The 16,256-nt window shown below is 68.6% G+C and carries 19 protein-coding genes; 11 read left to right on the forward strand and 8 right to left on the reverse strand.

From position 1 onward, the window contains the following. Window positions 1–26: 26 nt before the first annotated feature. Window positions 27–512: a hemerythrin domain-containing protein gene (locus tag A5775_RS16380; protein ID WP_067254451.1), complete on the reverse strand. Its 486-nt coding sequence runs from the start codon at window positions 510–512 to the stop codon at window positions 27–29. Beyond that, entirely contained in the window at window positions 509–1,480 is a 972-nt protein-coding gene (locus A5775_RS16385) for a Rieske 2Fe-2S domain-containing protein (RefSeq protein WP_067254455.1), read from the reverse strand. The genes A5775_RS16380 and A5775_RS16385 overlap by 4 nt, the downstream gene beginning before the upstream one ends. A 274-nt stretch (window positions 1,481–1,754) precedes the next feature. Between A5775_RS16385 and A5775_RS16390 the strand changes: the two genes are divergently transcribed. Genes A5775_RS16390 through A5775_RS16410 form a run of 5 tightly spaced genes read left to right on the forward strand, consistent with a single transcriptional unit; the run spans window position 1,755 to window position 5,448 of the window. Beyond that, on the forward strand, window positions 1,755–3,122 hold the full coding sequence (locus tag A5775_RS16390) for an aromatic ring-hydroxylating dioxygenase subunit alpha (RefSeq protein ID WP_067254458.1): 1,368 nt from the start codon (window positions 1,755–1,757) through the stop codon (window positions 3,120–3,122). Further along, the gene (locus tag A5775_RS16395; RefSeq protein ID WP_067254460.1) at window positions 3,119–3,655 is read left to right on the forward strand and encodes a 3-phenylpropionate/cinnamic acid dioxygenase subunit beta; all 537 of its coding nucleotides are present in this window, start codon (window positions 3,119–3,121) and stop codon (window positions 3,653–3,655) included. The genes A5775_RS16390 and A5775_RS16395 overlap by 4 nt, the downstream gene beginning before the upstream one ends. Then, the gene (locus A5775_RS16400) at window positions 3,652–3,897 is read left to right on the forward strand and encodes a dihydrodiol dehydrogenase (protein ID WP_067254464.1); all 246 of its coding nucleotides are present in this window, start codon (window positions 3,652–3,654) and stop codon (window positions 3,895–3,897) included. Before A5775_RS16395 ends, A5775_RS16400 begins: the two co-directional genes overlap by 4 nt. Continuing rightward, the gene (gene hcaB, locus A5775_RS16405) at window positions 3,881–4,708 is read left to right on the forward strand and encodes a 3-(cis-5,6-dihydroxycyclohexa-1,3-dien-1-yl)propanoate dehydrogenase (RefSeq protein WP_067254469.1); all 828 of its coding nucleotides are present in this window, start codon (window positions 3,881–3,883) and stop codon (window positions 4,706–4,708) included. The genes A5775_RS16400 and hcaB overlap by 17 nt, the downstream gene beginning before the upstream one ends. Beyond that, window positions 4,705–5,448 carry a class II aldolase/adducin family protein gene (locus A5775_RS16410; RefSeq protein WP_067254473.1) on the forward strand — a complete coding sequence of 248 codons (744 nt, stop codon included), beginning with the start codon at window positions 4,705–4,707 and terminating at the stop codon, window positions 5,446–5,448. The genes hcaB and A5775_RS16410 overlap by 4 nt, the downstream gene beginning before the upstream one ends. Window positions 5,449–5,554: 106 nt before the next feature. Here A5775_RS16410 and A5775_RS16415 read toward each other — a convergent pair whose 3' ends face one another. Beyond that, window positions 5,555–6,370 (reverse strand): IclR family transcriptional regulator, encoded by an 816-nt coding sequence (locus A5775_RS16415; protein ID WP_067254476.1) that lies wholly within the window; start codon window positions 6,368–6,370, stop codon window positions 5,555–5,557. 50 nt (window positions 6,371–6,420) lie between these two features. Here A5775_RS16415 and A5775_RS16420 point away from each other — a divergent pair, with 50 nt between their 5' ends. After that, the gene (locus A5775_RS16420; RefSeq protein ID WP_067254479.1) at window positions 6,421–7,230 is read left to right on the forward strand and encodes an SGNH/GDSL hydrolase family protein; all 810 of its coding nucleotides are present in this window, start codon (window positions 6,421–6,423) and stop codon (window positions 7,228–7,230) included. A gap of 36 nt (window positions 7,231–7,266) precedes the next feature. Then, on the forward strand, window positions 7,267–7,944 hold the full coding sequence (locus A5775_RS16425; protein WP_067254484.1) for a DedA family protein: 678 nt from the start codon (window positions 7,267–7,269) through the stop codon (window positions 7,942–7,944). On the opposite strand, the gene A5775_RS16430 is transcribed toward A5775_RS16425, so the two are convergent. After that, on the reverse strand, window positions 7,945–8,562 hold the full coding sequence (locus A5775_RS16430) for a TetR/AcrR family transcriptional regulator (protein ID WP_067254488.1): 618 nt from the start codon (window positions 8,560–8,562) through the stop codon (window positions 7,945–7,947). It lies immediately after the preceding gene. Window positions 8,563–8,758: 196 nt separating this feature from the next. On the opposite strand from A5775_RS16430, the gene A5775_RS16435 reads away from it, so the two are divergent. After that, window positions 8,759–9,154, forward strand: coding sequence for an anti-sigma factor antagonist (locus tag A5775_RS16435; RefSeq protein ID WP_067254668.1), 396 nt, complete (start codon window positions 8,759–8,761; stop codon window positions 9,152–9,154). Between the two features lie 38 nt (window positions 9,155–9,192). Next, window positions 9,193–10,278, forward strand: coding sequence for a glutamate--cysteine ligase (locus tag A5775_RS16440; RefSeq protein ID WP_067254492.1), 1,086 nt, complete (start codon window positions 9,193–9,195; stop codon window positions 10,276–10,278). Window positions 10,279–10,316: 38 nt separating this feature from the next. Here the strand turns inward: A5775_RS16440 and A5775_RS16445 are convergent, their stop codons facing one another. From A5775_RS16445 to A5775_RS16455, 3 genes are all read right to left on the reverse strand, one after another. Further along, on the reverse strand, window positions 10,317–11,087 hold the full coding sequence (locus tag A5775_RS16445; protein ID WP_067254496.1) for a sulfite exporter TauE/SafE family protein: 771 nt from the start codon (window positions 11,085–11,087) through the stop codon (window positions 10,317–10,319). 81 nt (window positions 11,088–11,168) lie between these two features. Then, window positions 11,169–12,110, reverse strand: a complete 942-nt coding sequence (locus A5775_RS16450; protein WP_067254500.1) for a catalase family peroxidase — start codon at window positions 12,108–12,110, stop codon at window positions 11,169–11,171. A 35-nt stretch (window positions 12,111–12,145) separates the two neighbouring features. Further along, complete coding sequence (locus tag A5775_RS16455) at window positions 12,146–12,937, reverse strand: SDR family NAD(P)-dependent oxidoreductase (protein ID WP_067254503.1); 792 nt, start codon at window positions 12,935–12,937, stop codon at window positions 12,146–12,148. Window positions 12,938–13,149: 212 nt separating this feature from the next. On the opposite strand from A5775_RS16455, the gene A5775_RS16460 reads away from it, so the two are divergent. Then, window positions 13,150–13,758 carry a hypothetical protein gene (locus A5775_RS16460; RefSeq protein WP_067254507.1) on the forward strand — a complete coding sequence of 203 codons (609 nt, stop codon included), beginning with the start codon at window positions 13,150–13,152 and terminating at the stop codon, window positions 13,756–13,758. Window positions 13,759–13,848: 90 nt separating this feature from the next. Continuing rightward, window positions 13,849–15,414, forward strand: coding sequence for a long-chain-fatty-acid--CoA ligase (locus A5775_RS16465; protein WP_067254511.1), 1,566 nt, complete (start codon window positions 13,849–13,851; stop codon window positions 15,412–15,414). Between the two features lie 10 nt (window positions 15,415–15,424). On the opposite strand, the gene A5775_RS16470 is transcribed toward A5775_RS16465, so the two are convergent. Further along, window positions 15,425–16,255: an enoyl-CoA hydratase/isomerase family protein gene (locus A5775_RS16470; RefSeq protein ID WP_067254514.1), complete on the reverse strand. Its 831-nt coding sequence runs from the start codon at window positions 16,253–16,255 to the stop codon at window positions 15,425–15,427. Between the last annotated feature and the right edge of the window lies 1 nt (window position 16,256).

Here is a 16,256-nt window from a genome sequence, read left to right on the forward strand (position 1 = left end):
AAGCGGGCGGTGCTTGTCGGCCGCAGCTACAGCGCGCGGATCAACGCCGCGCGGCCCTTGGTCCGCAGGCGGTGCACGGCGGAGCCGCGGTATTGCTCGATCTTGGCGCCCATCTTGTTGCCCAACTCCTCGATCTCCGCGTCGGTGATCTTCACTTGCGGCGGGGCGGGGATCATGTCGCGTTCCTCTTCGTCGGCGTGCGCCTCCAGGACGGCCTTGAACGAATTCCACTCGTCCTCGTAGCCGGGGTCGCTCGGCGGAGTCTTGAGCAGCACGGACAGCTGGTCGACCACCTGGCGGTGTTCGGCGTGCGCGACCGCGATCAGCTTGGTGGCCGCCCGCAGCGCCGGGTAGTACAGGTCGTCCTCGATGCGGAAGTGGATGTCGAGCTCGATCAGCAGGTCGTCGAAAAGGGCATGCCGCTCTTCGGAATTCACCGGTGCCTCGCTGATCTTGCGGCCGAGGCCCTTGATCACGATGTGATGTTCTTTGAGAACGTCATAGGCGTTCAATTGGCTCCTCCTTTTGCGATTCCTTGCGCGCCGCCGGGGGCGGGGTGCTGCTCGCCGCGGACCTCGACCACTCCGTCGACCAACCGGGCCTGGTAGCACGGCAGCGGCGCTGCGGCCGGGCCGCGCACCACTTCGCCGGACTCGGTCGCGAACCATGAGCCGTGCCACGGGCACACCAACCGGCCGCGGTCGATCCAGCCGTCGGCCATCGGGGCGGCCAGGTGCGGGCAGAATTCTCCGTACGCGGCGACTTCACCGGGCTCGGTCTGACAGACCACCAGGCCCACACCGTCGACCTCGACGCGCACCGGTTTGCCGTTCAACGAGCTCGCGGGCAGCACCGGCGTCCAGGTGGCGGTGCGCAACCGCGGACCCGACTGGTCGATGCCGATGCCGGAGTCGAAGACCAGCGCCCCACCGAGGTAGCTGCCGGCCACGGTGATGCCGTAGCCGAGCGCGGTGAGCACGATGCCGCGACCGTGGCGCCCCTTGCGCCGGTCCCACCAGGACTGCATGTACAGGCCGGTGGCGGCCACGTTCAACAGGCCGTGCACCACGCCGACCCGGCGGTCCTCCTCGTGAGTGTGCTGCCAGTCGGTGACGCCGGTGACGGCCGAACCCAGGCTCGCCAGGATGCCCACCCCGAGCGCGCGGGACGCGAATCGCGAGGCGTCGAGGACCTCGGATGCGGGTTGGCCCGGCAGCACGCTGAGGGCGTCCAGCGCCACCGTCGTGCCGAGCGCGCCACTGGTCAGCGACGCAAGCGGCGGGTGCACCGGGTGCCCGAGCCAGACGCCGTTGAGCGCGTTGGTGACGGTGTTGCGGGCGCCGCCCAGCGAGTTGTAGGCGAAGCTGAGCAGGTGTTCGAACCGATAGCTCGGTCGATCCATCCACTCCTGGCGCCCGATAGCGGCCAGCACCTTCGATCCGACCTGCTGCAATCGACCCCCTCGTGGCCGACCCGCCATGGCACCCCGCCTTTCCTCAAATCAGTGGAAAATCACCATTAATATCCGCAAAACCGAACGATTGCCCCCAGTTTACTCCGCGCTCACATATGCCGAACCGCGGCCGTGACCCACGGTAGCCGGGGGTTTCCGGCTGGTGATCGCGTGCGACCTGTGAGTCGGCCCCACGGATTCTGGTGGCCGCCTGCCGACGCGATCGCCCCAGCGATTGACCGGCGCCGAAGACTGCGGGATTCTACTGAGCGGAGAGTATTTCTTTAGGACAGAGGGATTGATGGCGGTCCGTAGCGACGAATTGGTCGGGATCTTGGCGAACGTGCGCCGGGGGATGATCCCCGCGCACATCTACAACGACAAGGAACTGTTCGCGCTGGAGAGGGAACGGCTGTTCGGCCGGGCGTGGACGTTCGTGGGACACGAGTCCGAAATCCCACACGACGGCGACTACGTGGTGCGCCGGGTCCTCGACGATTCCTTCATCATCACCCGGGACGGTAACGGCCCGGACAGCACCGTGCGGGCCCTGTTCAATATGTGCCTGCATCGCGGAATGCAGGTCTGTCGCGCGGAGATGGGAAACGCCTCCAACTTCCGCTGCCCCTACCACGGCTGGACCTACCGCAACGACGGCCGCCTCACCGGGTTGCCCTTCCACCGGGAGGCCTACGGCGGCGACGAGGGGTTCGACAAGAACCAAACCCTGTTGCCCGCACCGAATTTCGCGAGCTACAACGGCCTGATGTTCATCAGCCTGGATCCGAACGCCGAACGGCTGCAAGACTTCCTGGGCGACTTCAGGTTCTACCTGGACTACTACACCAAACAAAGCGCCGGCGGCGTCGAGGTGCGGGGGCCGCAGCGCTGGCGGATCAAGGCGAACTGGAAGATCGGCGCGGAGAACTTCGCCGGCGACATGTACCACACCCCCCACACCCATGCATCGATCGTCGAGATCGGGTTGTTCCGCGAGCCGAAAGCCCAGAAGCGCAAGGACGGCGCCACCTATTGGGCGCATCGCGGCGGCGGCACCACCTACAAACTGCCGCCGGGCAGCTTCGAGGAGCGGATGCGCTATGTCGGCTACCCCAGCGAGATGATCGGCCGCATCAAAGACGTGTGGACGCCGCAACAGCAGCGAGTGGTCGGCGAGGACGGGTTCATGATCTCGGCCGCGACCTGCTTTCCCAACCTGAGTTTCGTGCACAACTGGCCCCGCGTAACAGACGGGGTGCGCGACGGCCACCAGGATGAGGTGCTGCCGTTCATCTCGATCCGGTTGTGGCAGCCCATCAGCGAGAACGAGACCGAAGTGTGTTCATGGTTCGCCGTGGACTCCGCCGCTCCCCCGCAGTACAAACGGGATTCGTACAAGGCGTATCTGATGTGCTTCGGGTCGACGGGCATGTTCGAACAGGACGATGTGGAGAACTGGGTGTCGCTGACGACCACCGCGGGCGGCTCGATGGCGCGCCGGCTGTTGCTGAACAGCCGGATGGGCCTGCTCACCGACGACCGCCCCGTCGTCGAGGCGTTGGCGCCCAGCGCCTTCCACGGCCCAGGCCGCGCGCAGGTCGGCTACAACGAGCACAACCAGCGCGCCCTGCTGAGCATGTGGGCCGACTACCTGGAGGCCGGCGCGTGAGAAAGTCCCTGCCCTGCTTGCCATTTAGTGATATTCGTCATCTCGAGGCGCACCAGTTCCTGGTGGACGAGGCGTACCTGCTCGACGCCCAGCGTTACGAGGCATGGCTGGACACGCTCACCGACGACGTCCGCTACACCATGCCGGTGCGGGTGACGACCGCGCGCGGCGCCGGGTTCGACACCTCACCGGGGATGGACCATTTCGACGAGGACAAGTACTCGCTGCGCCAGCGGGTCGCCCGGATGGGCACCGAGCACGTGTGGGCCGAGGATCCGCCGTCGCGGCTGCGGCACTTCATCACCAACGTGCGCACCTTCGAGTGCGACCCGGAAGAAGGGGCCGCGCACCTGGTGGTCGAATCGGCCGAGTTGCTGTTCCGCAGCCGCGGCGACGTCAACGAGAGCGCCCTGATGTCCTGCGGCCGCGAGGATGTGCTGCGACGGTGCGATGGTCGCTGGAAGTTGGCCCGCCGCATTATCCTTGCCGACGAGTCGGTGCTACGAATGCAGAACCTGGCGGTGTTCCTATGAGCGACGAACCCATCACGATCGCCAACGAATTCACTGAGGTCGTGGTGCGGCGGGTCGACACCCGCAATGGGTCACGCCTGCTGATCAGCGCACCAAGGTCCGGGCAGTGGATCACTCTCGACGCGCTCGAGGTTGAGGCATTGACCTGGCAGAACCCCCGTACGCTGGCGGCCATGGTCGGCAATTCCCACGCGCCGCTGCTGCCCGACGAACCCGAGGAGCGCGATGACGGGCTGGCTTGAGGGCAAACGCGCCTTGGTCGTCGGCGCCGGCTCGGGGATCGGCCGCGCCGTGGTGGACGCGTTCCGCGACGAGGGAGCGAATGTCGCTGCGCTGGAACGCGATCGGGAAAAATGCTCCACCCTGCGCGCGCAGCTGCCCGACGTACCGGTGGTCGAGGGCGACGCCACCGCATACCAGGCCAACGAACGGGCGGTCACCGCCGCCGTGGAGGCCTTCGGCGGGCTGGATACGCTGGTCAACTGCGTCGGAATCTTCGACTTCTACAAGGGCATCGACGACATCGACTCCGGCGATCTGCCCGCCGCGTTCGACGAAATGTTTCGCACCAATGTGCTGAGCCACATGCAGTCGGTCAAGGCGGCGCTGGGCGCGCTGCAACAGGCTGGGAATTCAGGGGGCTCCTCGATCGTGCTGACCGAGTCCGCCTCGTCGTTCTATCCGGGCCGCGGTGGCGTGCTCTACGTGTCCTCGAAATTCGCGGTGCGCGGGTTGGTCTCGGCGCTGGCCCACGAGCTGGCGCCGCAGATCCGGGTCAACGGCGTGGCGCCCGGCGGCACGCTGGGCACCGACCTGCGCGGCCTCGCCAGCCTGGGTCTGGGCGACACCCGCCTGGACGACCGTCCCGACCGGACCCGCGAGGTGGCGGCGCGCACTCCCCTGCACGTGGCGCTCTCCGGCGAAGACCATGCGTCCAGTTATGTGTTTCTGGCGTCCGACCGGTCCCGCGGGATCACCGGCGAAACCGTGCGCCCCGACGGCGGGTTCGGCCTCGGCACAACGGGATCCGCCCCGAATCAGGGGGACTCATGACTGACCGGCTGGAGCGGCAACGCACCATGGTCGCCGAGGGCTGCCGCGTCGCGGCCGCCCGAGGTCTCCTCGACGGCATCCTCGGCCACCTGAGCCAGCGGGTCGACGACGAGCGCCTGCTGGTGCGCTGCCGCAGCGACACGGACACGGGAGTGGCGTTCACTCGGCCCAGCGACATCCGGCTCGTCCGATTCGACGGCACTCCCGGCGCCCCCGGCGAACTCGACGGGTACCGCGTCCCCAACGAACTGCCCATCCACGTCGAGACCATGCTGGCCGATCCGCGTCACACGGCCGTCGCCCACCTGCACCCGCCGGCGGTGGTCGCCGCCGATCTGGCCGGCATCACGATCCGGCCCATCTACGGCGCCTACGACATCCCCGGCGCCTGGCTCGCGCGCGGCGGCGTCCCCGTCTACGAAAGAGCCGTGCTGATCCGGGATTCGCGCCTGGGCAAGGAAATGGTGGCGGCCATGCGCGGTGCGCCCGTGGTGATCTGCCGCGGACACGGAATCACCAGCGCCGCCGCCACGGTGCCGCAGGCCGTGCTGCAGGCCATCAGCGTTGACCAGCTGGCCCGGATGTCGTTGCGGGTGCGCGCGGCCGGTGGCACGCTGCGCGACGTCGACGACGCGGACTGGGATGACCTGCCGGATCTCGGGCCCGCCTTCACCGCCGAGGCCGCCTGGCGCCATGAAGTGGCGCGGCTCGCGACGGGGCCCGCATCGTCGCCGGCTTAGCCGTATTGTCCGCCTCCTCCTCGGGCCCGCGGGGCCCGCATCGTCGCCGGACTAACCGTATTGTCCGCCTCCTCCTCGGGCCCGCGGGGCCCGCATCGTCGCCGGACTAACCGAGCTGATCGCCAATCTCCTTGGCGGCGTTGACAAGTGCGGCGGCCACCGCGGGATACCGGGAAGCGTCCAGCCGGTTTTGCGGTGCCGCGGCGTTGAGCGCGAGCCGCAGCCCGGGCGCACGCGTCGGGATGGGGACGGCGACCGAGGCGACGCCCTCTTCACTCTCTTCCCGGTTGGTGGCGTAGCCGCGCTCGCGGATATCGGACAGCTCGGCTTCCAGCTCGGCGCGGCTGCCGATCGAATGCGAGGTGATGCGCTCGAGCCGCTCGCCCGGAAACAGCGCACGCAATTCCGTCGCCGGCAACTGGGCCAGCATGGCCTTGCCCGTCGAGGTGCAGTGTGCGGGTATGGCGCGACCCAGCCGGGAGGCCACCCGCACCGCGGCAGGCCCCTCGACGGCGGCCACGAAGCGGACGCTGGCGCCGTCCAGCATTCCGACGTGCACCGTTTCGCGCAGTTGCTCGCTGAGGCCGCGCAGGATGGGCGCGGCGGCTCGCGCGATGTCGATGCGACCGAAGATCGCGAAGGCCACCCCGGTCAACGACGGGCCGGGCAGGTACGCCTTGGACACCGGGTCCTGCCGGACGAACCCGCGGTAGGCCAGCATCGCCAGCAACCGGTGCGCGGTCGACGACGCCACGCCCAGATAGCGAGTCGCCTCGCTCAACCGGATCTGGGGTTGCTCGCCCAACAGCAAGAGCAACTTCAGCGCGTTGTCCACCGACTCGATCGGATACTGCGGCGCAAGCGAATCGGCGGCCGGGCCCGCGGTGGCGTCCCGGGCGGCTCGCTCGCGCTTGGGTGGCATGGGATAACGGTAACCAGTTCCGGGCAGGACTTCGCGTTATTCTCGGCTTCGTGAGCGGGGCTCTGCACGCCGGATACCGCCGTTACGTCGCGGTCGGCGACAGCCAGACCGAGGGCTTGTGGGACGGTGACGACGCCACCGGGCTGCTCGGATTCGCCGACCGCCTCGCCGTGCGGGTCGATGCGCTCTACCCCGGCCTGCAATACGCCAACCTCGCGATCCGCGGCAAACGGATCGCCCACGTGCTGACCGAGCAGGTTCCGCGGGCACTGGCGATGCAGCCGGACCTGATCACCGTGTGCGCGGGGATGAATGATGTCATCGCGCCCGGACGATCGTTCGGTCCCGCCCTGACCGATCTCGAGCACATCTACACCGCGCTGGCCCGACCCGGGGCCACCGTGGTCACGACGACCTTTCCCAACGTCGCGCAGTTCCTCCCGGTCGGGCGGCTGGTGGGCGGGCGGCTGGCGCGCATCAACGCGACCATCAGGGCGGCCGCCGACCGCTACGGGTTCCGGCTCGTCGACCTGTACGACGCGCCGTCGATGCGTGAGCTGGATACCTGGGCCGTCGACCGGGTGCACGCTTCGACCAGGGGACACGAGTTGTTCGCGGCCGCGGCCGCCGAAGCCCTCAATTTGCCTGACAGCAACCATGATTGGGCACGATCCGGCGTCAACGCCACCCGGCGTTCCTTCGCCGCCGGCGGCTACGAGCAGTGGCGCTGGACGCAGGAGAGTTTCGTTCCCTGGGTCTGGCGGCGGCTGCGCGGCCTCTCGTCGTATGACGGCCGCGAACCCAAACGCCCCCGATTGGAAGGCCTGGGCGCGCCAAGCGAATTGAAACGCACACCTTAGGGCGCGGACTGTGGGCCGGTCAGGCATTCTTGACGCATGGATGTCGAGCCCCTGCTGCACTCGATTCCGCCGCTCGCGGTCTACGCGGTGGTCGGCGGTGTGGTCGGGATCGAGAGCCTGGGCATTCCGCTGCCCGGCGAAATCGTGTTGGTGACCGCGGCGCTGATGTCGTCGCATCATGACCTGGCCGTCAATCCGATCGGGGTCGGCGTCGCGGCGGTGATCGGCGCGGTGATCGGGGATTCGATCGGTTACGCGATCGGGCGCCGGTTCGGCATGCCGCTGTTCGACCGGCTCGGCCGGCGGTTCCCGAAACATTTCGGTCCCGGACACGTCGCGCTGGCCGAAAGGCTGTTCAACCGGTGGGGCGCCCGGGCGGTCTTCTTGGGCCGGTTCATCGCGCTGTTGCGGATTTTGGCCGGGCCGCTGGCGGGCGCCCTGAAAATGCACTATCCGCGGTTCCTGACGGCCAACGTCTCGGGCGCCATCTGCTGGGCGGGCGGCACCACCGCATTGGTGTACTTCGCCGGGATCGCGGCCGAACGCTGGCTGGAACGGTTCTCCTGGATCGGGCTGGTGGTCGCCGTGGTGGCCGGTCTCACCGCGGCAATCCTGTTGCGCGAGCGCACATCACGGGCGATCGCGGAATTGGAGGCCGAGCATCACCGCAAGGCCGGCGCCACGCAGGCCGCCGCGGAGGCCGACACGGTCTGACTAGACGGCCTCGCCGGTGTCCGCCACCAGCGGGGGCCGGTGTTCGTCGATCAGGCCGCCGGCCATTTTGCGGGCGCGCCGCGCGGCGTCGAGGTCCCCCACGGCGGCGAGGATGATGGCGCCCTTCATCAGGATGTGCCAGGACGAGGCGAAGTCCTCGACGTCGGTCAAGCCCGCCGCTGCGGCGCGGCGGCGCACGATGTCGCGAACGTGGTCGATGTGGGTGATGCAGGCCTGTCCCGCCGGATGGTCCGGTCCCACCTCGAGTAGGACGTTGATGAACGAGCAGCCTTCGTATCCGTCGCGCAGCTGGAACCAGTCGTGCATGACGTCGAAGATCGCCAGCAACTGTTCCTCGGGGGTGGTGCCGCGCCGCCGCGACTGCTCCTCGATCAAACCGTGGGTCCAGAGCTCCTCGCGACGCTCCAGCACGGCCAGCACGAGGTCGTCCTTGGTGGCGAAATGGCGGTACAGCGTCGCCTTGGCGACGCCGGCCCGGCCGATCACCTCGTCGGTGCCCACGGCGCGGATGCCACGTCGGCTGAACAGCTCATATGCGGCGGCCAGCACACGTTCCCGAGCCGACGTCGCGGGTGTCCCGACATCGGAAGTTGTCATACAGGCCTTACCGTACTCTTAGCGCTGACCCTGTAGACAGACCGCCCTGTCTCGTTATACAAATGAGATTCGCATCCGCGAACAGTCTGTCTTCAGACAATAGGACGGGCATCCTTTGCGGCGTCGTGGACGCCGGCCGATTAGGGGGTCCCTCGTGAACTCAGCCATTGCGGAACAATTGCCCACCACCCATCTGATGCTCAGCACCAAGCTGGTCTATGAGCTGGGCGATCCCAACAGCAGGCTGCGGGCCACCGCCGATCGCAGCGGCCCGGCGGTGCTGATCTACGCGGGGGGCGAGATCGATGCGTGCAATGAGCACACCTGGCGCCACCTGGTCAGCGAGGCGGCCGGCGTCGTCACCGCGCCCGGCCCGTTCGTCGTCGACGTCACCGGCCTGGAGTTCATGGGTTGCTGCGCGTTCGCGGCGCTCGCCGACGAGGCGAAGCGCTGCCAGCAGCGCGGCATCGATCTGAGGCTGGTGAGCTGCGAGCCGATCGTCGCTCGGATCGTCGACGCGTGCGGGCTCAGCGGTGTGCTGCCCATCTACCCCACCGTCGACTCCGCGTTGTCCGCGGCCGCACGCTGGTAACCAGACGGCCCTGGCCCTGCTCGGCCGTCACCGGCTGAATGAGCGGCCCTCCCACCGTCGGCGCGGAGGAGGAGTTCCTTCTCGTCGACCCGCGAACCGGTGAGCCGTCCCCGCAGAACGCCGCGGTGGCGGCAGAAGCCGAGCGGCGGGGAGTCACGCTGCAGCTGGAACTGAGCAGCTGCCAGGTGGAAACCACCTCCGGGGTGGCGGCAAGCGGCGCCGAGCTCGGTGAGGAACTGCGCGCGCTGCGGCGCACCGCTGCGCAGGCCGCGCAGGCCGTCGGCGTCCAGCTGCTGGCCTGCGGGCTTCCGCCGGCCACCCCGCACGAGTTTCCGGTCACCGACACCCCGCGCTACCGCCGGATCGGCGAAGAGTTCGGGATGATCGCCCACGAGCAAGGCGTCTGCGGGTGCCATGTGCACGTGGAGGTGCCCGACCGTGCCGCGGCCATCCATGTCAGCAATTGGCTGCGGCCGTGGCTGCCGTCACTGCTTGCGCTGTCGGCCAATTCGCGGGTGTACCGCAACGCCGACAGCGGTTACGCGAGCTGGCGCAGCGTGCTGTGGCGACGCTGGCCGGCCGCCGGAGCGCCACCGTTTTTCGTCTCGCCCGACGAATACGACGACGCGGTGCGCATGCTGGTCGACACCGGGGTGATCCTCGACAGGGACATGATCTATTGGGACGTGCGCCCTTCGGCCGAATTTCCGACGGTGGAGGTCCGCGTGGCCGACGTGCCGGCCACGGTCGATGAAACCGTGCTGCTTGCCACCCTGATCAGGGCCGCCGTGATGACGGCGCTCGACTCACCCGACGACGCCGGGCGGCTGCCGCCGGGCGCGCTGCGCGCGGCGTATTGGAAGGCGGCCCACGACGGATTGTCCGGGCACACACTCGATCTGGTCCATGGCCGTGGCGCGGTGCCGGCGCGTGAGCAGCTGGGATCGCTGGTGCAACGGGTGCGCCCGGCGCTGGAGTCGCTGGGTGAGTACGAGCACGTTGTCCACGAACTCGACCGCGTCGCGGCCCGTGGCAACGGGGCGATGCGTCAGCTGCGGGCGTGGCGCAGACGCGGCGAGGTGAGCGACGTCATCACCGAAGCCGCCGTCGCCACGCTGAGTTGAGCAGGAGTGTCAATCGCGTTGCCACGCAGGGCTTCTCGTCAGGCGACCGCGAGCAGCCGATACAGCCCGATCAGGCCCACGACTACGATGATCGCGCGCAGTGCGTTGCCCGATAGCCGGCGCCCGTAACGCGCCCCGAGCAGCCCGCCGACCAGCGAGCCTGCCGCGATCAGCCCGGCGGCCGGCCAGCTGATCCGATCGAATGCCGCGGCCGTATAGGCAACCGCGGCAACCACATTCACCGCCAGAGCCAACAGGTTTTTGGCCGCGTTCATGCGCTGCACCGACTCCGGCAGCAACGCCCCCATCAGGCCGACCAACAGGATGCCTTGCGCGGCGGTGAAGTAGCCGCCGTAGACGCCGACGGCGAACGTGCCGAACACGAGCGCGGCCATCCGACGGGGGCTGACGTGCTCGGGCGAGCGGCCCGCCACCTCGGCGCGCCGAGCGGTCCACGCCTGGATCCGCGGCCCGATCACCACCAGCGCCAACGCCAATACGAGCAGCACCGGCACGATCTCGACGAACACCTTCTCGGGTAGGTGCAACAACAGATAGGCGCCCAGCGCCGCGCCGGCCAGCGAGGCCGGGAGCTGCCAGCGCAACCGATCCCATTGACCGCGCAACTCGGCCCGATAACCCCAGGTGCCCGAGACGCTACCGGCGACCAGACCCGTCGCGTTCGACATGGTGGCCGTCACCGGCGGGAAGCCGAGCGCGACCAGGGTCGGGAAGGTGATCAGGGTGCCGGAGCCGACCAGCGCGTTGATCGCACCAGCACCCAGCCCGGCCAGACATATGAGAAACATCTGAAGTGGCGACACCGAAGAAAAACCCTAGTCTGCCGCCGATTTCGGCGCGAGGTGACGATCGTCACCGGCGCTCCCCGGTCAGGCCGGCGGAGCTTCGGCGCCGCGCTCCACGCCGGTGCGCAGCTTGACCGACGCCGAATACGCCAGGGTTCGAAACCGCAGGACCGGATCGTCGGAGGGTTCGATGCCGCCGGTCACCCGCATCGGGTCGAACACCACGATGTCGCCGCCGTGCTCACGCTCGGTGTCCGCAGCGGTGATCTCCAGGGTGCCGACGGTGACGATCTGGGTGCTCTGCCAGGCCGCCGATGGGTCCACCGTCGAGTCGGTGGGCCCGGCGATCTGCACCCGGAAGTCGAACCGTACGGGGCCGCCGGCCAGCCGCGCCTTCAGCTCGTCGGTGAGGAAGTCTGGATCCTTGTTGTGGGCGTCGGAGGCCGACAGGTAGTCCTCGGATGTCGTCGGAACCAGGTGGTAGCGAACGAATCTGGCGCTGCCGTCGGCGGCGACCCAACGGAACGCGTGCAAGCCGTGGTATTCGGTGGTGGCGTAGCTGGCGGGAATCCGGTTGGCCTCGCGCAGGATGGGCAACGCGCCGAGCAGCCCCGGATGGGTGAGCAGGTGTTTGGCCATGCGCAGCGGCGTCGTCAGGCCGGGCCGCATCGCCTTGAGCAGATCGATGAAGCCGTCCGGCGTGCTGGAGACGAAGAGCCGGGCGGTCTGCGTCGAGACGTCGGTGGTGGAGCCGTCGGGCAGGGTGAACTTCACCGCCAGCCCGCGCACGCCGGGCCGACCGTCGCGCTGCTTGGGATTACCCGAGCCGTTGGAGAAGCGGACCAGCGCCGGGACAGGTGAGCCGTCGAGATATCTTGCACGCGAGAGCATCACCGCGTCGGGGGTTGCGGTGAACGTGCCGCGATACAGGGTGCCTTTGGCGTGCAATGCGCGACAGCCGGGCTGAGCACCCCCGGCACCCCGGATCGCCTCGATCGCTTGGTCAGGGGTAAGTCCGCCGCTCATGGACGAATCTTAGTGGCATTTGAATCCCAGTGGTATCAGGTGGGAAAGCCGAACAGTTCGACGACGCCGTGATCGCGACCCGCGGTATAGCCGCCGTCGACGGCGATGGCCTGACCGCTGACGAACGAGGCGTCGGGAGACAGCAGGAAGGCGGCCATGGCCGCGATCTCGTCGGGCTGGCCGAGCCGCTGCAGCGCGTGTTCCTTGGTGATCGAGGCGAGCGGGCCCTCCATGCCGGGAATGCTGAAGACGCTGTGCGCCATGGGCGTTTCGATGAAGCCGGGGCAGATGACGTTCGCCCGGATGCCGCTCGGCCCGTAGTCGAGGGCAATGTTCTTGGTGAGCAGCACGACGCCGCCCTTGGCCGCGTTGTAGGAGCTGCCGCCGGCGGTGCCTTCCAAGCCTTCGACACTGGCGACGGTCACGATCGAGCCCCGTTCACCGTCGGCCCGCGGTTGTTCGATCATCCTGGCCAGAGCCGCCTTGGCGACCAGGAAGGTGCCAGTGAGGTTGATCCCGATCACCCGGTCCCATTCGGAGCGGTCGAGCAGGTGCACCGGGCCTCCCCCGGCGACACCGGCGGCGTGGAAGACGCCGTCGAGGCGGCCCGGCACGGCGGCCAGCGCCGCGGCGATCGCGGCTTCGTCGGTCACGTCGGCGGGCACGAAGGTGAACCGCGGGCCCAGGTCGTCGGGCGGTGCGGCCAGGTCGGCGCCGACAACGGTGCCGCCCTCGGCCAATAGCCGCCGCGCGGTGGCCAACCCGATTCCGGAGGCGGCGCCGGTCACGACGAAGGTGCGGGCACGAGCGCGGTCGGGGTTCACCATGTCGAATCCTTGTCGGGTGGGTCGGTCGGGCGGCCCCGTCATGGTGACACATCGCCTCGGGATCGGTTCGCGGATACCGAATTTCTCCTCAAACCCGTTCGGGCCCTTACATTTCCGAAACCCGCCACCCCTGCTTGGACTTTGCTCCTGTTACCGGAGGACGATAGGGCCACGCTCGAATCCCGCGCCGCCCGAGAGAGTTAGGATCAACGATGTCAACGACTCAGCCGCAGGCGTCTTTTCCAGCCACTGGCTCGAGACACCCAGCCGGTTGGTGGTGCGGGGCGCTCAGCGCGGCCGCCGTGGCCGCGGTCGTCGTCCTGGCCGGCACCGAAGCGACGGCCCGGATAGCGCTGACATCCGGCGAGGCGATCGCCATCGCGCAGGGCGTTTCGGTCACCCCCGCGCCCGGCTGGACGCTGGGAAACCGCGGCCCGAACTGGGTGGCGCTGAACAACGCTGACACCAGCGCGCAGATGCGGATCACGGTCAAACAAGCCGGCGGCACGGACGCCGCCGCGGTTCTGCAATCCGACATCGATCAGTTCACCCGCGGTGCGTCGGCCATCTTGACCGGTGTGAATCGCTTGAGCGCGCCCGACACCAGGCCGCTGGTGGGACCTAACTTCCAGCAGGAAGCGTCCGTCAACTACACGGCCAATGTGGTGCACCCGCAGGGCGCGATTCCGGTGATCGGCACGTTCACCGAGCTGCTGAACACCTCGGATGGCCGCTCGGCGTTCATCGACTTCCGCCAAAACGGCGGCGCAACCACCCAGGCCGCGGGCGACGGCGGAACGATGATCGGCTCGATGGAATGAGGCCCTAACCGCTCACGCCCGCGAGGGTCGGCTTCGCGGGCGCAGAACCGACCGCGTAGAAAATGGAGCAAACCGATCGCGGAGGGGTTCATGCCACCAGCCGACACCACGGCGACCAGCACGGCGGAGACGCTCGCCGGAATCGTCGAACGACACGCGCAGCAGCGGCCCGACGCGATCGCGATCCGCTTCGGCGAACGCCAGTGGTCCTGGGCCGACTGGAGCTCGCGTATCCGTCGCGCGGCGGGGGCGCTGCGCGACGCCGGGATCGAGCGGGGCCAGTGCGTGGCATTCCTGGACAAGAACCATCCCGCCTGCCTCGAGGTGCTGATCGCCGGCGCCTCCATCGGGGTGGCCACCACCGTCGTCAACTGGCGGGTCATCGGCGACGAACTCGTCCACGTCCTCGCCGACAGCGGTGCGCGCGTGTTGCTGGTCGGCGCCGAGCTGCGTGCGGCGGCCGAGGCGGCCGCCGAGCGAGTGCCGGGCCTGGAGCGCATCATCGAGGTCGGCGACGAGTACGAATCGTTGCTCGCCGCAGCGTCACCGGCGCCGGCCGACGCGGGCCTCGACCCCAACGAGACCGCGTTGGTGATCTACAGCTCGGGCACCACCGGCCGGCCGAAAGGGGTGTTGCTCAGCCAGCGCGCGCTGGTCAATCACTCGGCGAACCTGGCGCCGGCGTTTCCGTTCGCCGACGGGGACGCGAATCTCGTTGCCATGCCGCTCTTTCACGTCGGCGGAATCGGCTACGCGCTGTTCGGCATCCGGGCCGGGGCGCCCACGATCATGACCCGGGAACCCGATGCCGCGACGCTGATCGGCGCCGTGCGCGCGGGTGCCACCCACGCGTTCTTCGTGCCGCCGGTCATCGCCCGCTTCCTGGACGCGGGCGAGCCGGCCACCGCCGCCATCGCCGGCCTGCGCTACATCGTCTACGGCGCGGCACCGATGCCGCTGCCGTTGCTGCATCGGGCGCTGTCGACATGGCCGGACACGAAATTCGTGCAGGTGTACGGGCAGACGGAGTTGTGCGGCGCGGTCACGGCCCTGTCCGACGCCGATCATCGCGATTCGGCGCGGCCCGAGCTGCAACTCTCGGCCGGAAAGGCGGTGCTGGGCTGCGAGATTCGCATCGTCGATCCCGAGACCGACGCTTCGTTGCCGCCCGGGGAGCCCGGCGAGGTGTGGGTGCGCAGCAACCAGAACATGACCGGCTACCTCAATCGCCCGGAGGCGACGGCCGAGACGATCACCGCCGACGACTGGGTGCGCACCGGGGACGTCGGGCGCCTCGACGCCGACGATTACGTCTACATCGAAGACCGGCTGAAGGACATGATCATCACCGGCGGCGAGAACGTGTACGGCCCCGAGGTGGAAAGCGTGCTCATCGAGCATCCCGCCGTCGCCGACGCCGCGGTGATCGGGGTGCCCGACGACTTCTGGGGAGAATCGGTCAAGGCGATCGTGGTGGCGGCGGGCGGCGAGGTCGATCCCGCCGACATCATCGAATTCTCTCGACAGCACCTGGCGGGCTTCAAATGCCCGCGCACCGTGGATTTCGTGGCGGAACTGCCGCGCAACGCGAGCGGGAAGATCCTGAAAACTCAGCTGCGCGAACCGTTTTGGCGAGACCGGGCCCGCGGAATATGAGCGCGGTCGGCTACAGCCGTCCCTCAACGCGCAGTTCCGGATGCACCCAATCGGGTGAGCGGCGTTCCTTGAACGAGCGGAAGCCCTCGATCGCCTCGGCGTCCGACAGGCTGGCGGTCATGCCGATCCGGTCATAGAGGCCCAGGTAGCTGTCGATGCTGGACTTGATGACACCGCGGGCGCGCGGCGCGGTCCGAGAGCATTGCGCGAGTACGTCTTTCGCGGCCTCCAGCAGGCCTTCGTGCGGCACCACCCGGGTGACCAGACCCCAGTCGAGGGCTTCGACCGCTGTCAGCACCCGCCCGGTGAACATCAGATCGCGGGTGCGCACCGGCCCGATGACGCGGGTGAGCATCTGACTGTAGTAGGTGTCGGCGTAGCCGCGGAACAACTCGGGCACCCGGAAGGTCGCCCGATCGCTCACCACCGACAGGTCGCTGCACAGCGCGATCTGGAACCCGCCGCCCTGGCACAGCCCGTTGACGGCGGAGACGATCGGCTTGGCGGAGGTCCGCACCGCGTCGAACGGGGTCACGTCCATGCCCAGCGCCGAACCGAAGGTGATCCAGTTGTCCTCGCCTCCCCCGCCGCCCATGTCGCCGCCGGGCGCGAAGACGTCGCCGGTTCCGGTGAGCACCAGCCCGGCGAGATCCGGGTCCTCGTTGAGACGTCCCACGGCATAACGGATTCCGAAGTACATCGCCGGACTCAGGGCGTTGCGCGCTTCGGGACGGTCGATGGTGCACACCGCGATCGGTCCCTGGCGCTCGAAGCGCAGGTACGGCGTGCCCAACCAATCGCCGTCGGGGGGCCGGGGGGTGCTTGGGGGGTTCTGCGCCACG

It is taken from the genome of Mycobacterium sp. 852002-10029_SCH5224772 (genome assembly GCF_001667315.1).
In the GTDB taxonomy this organism is placed as follows: Bacteria; Actinomycetota; Actinomycetes; order Mycobacteriales; family Mycobacteriaceae; genus Mycobacterium.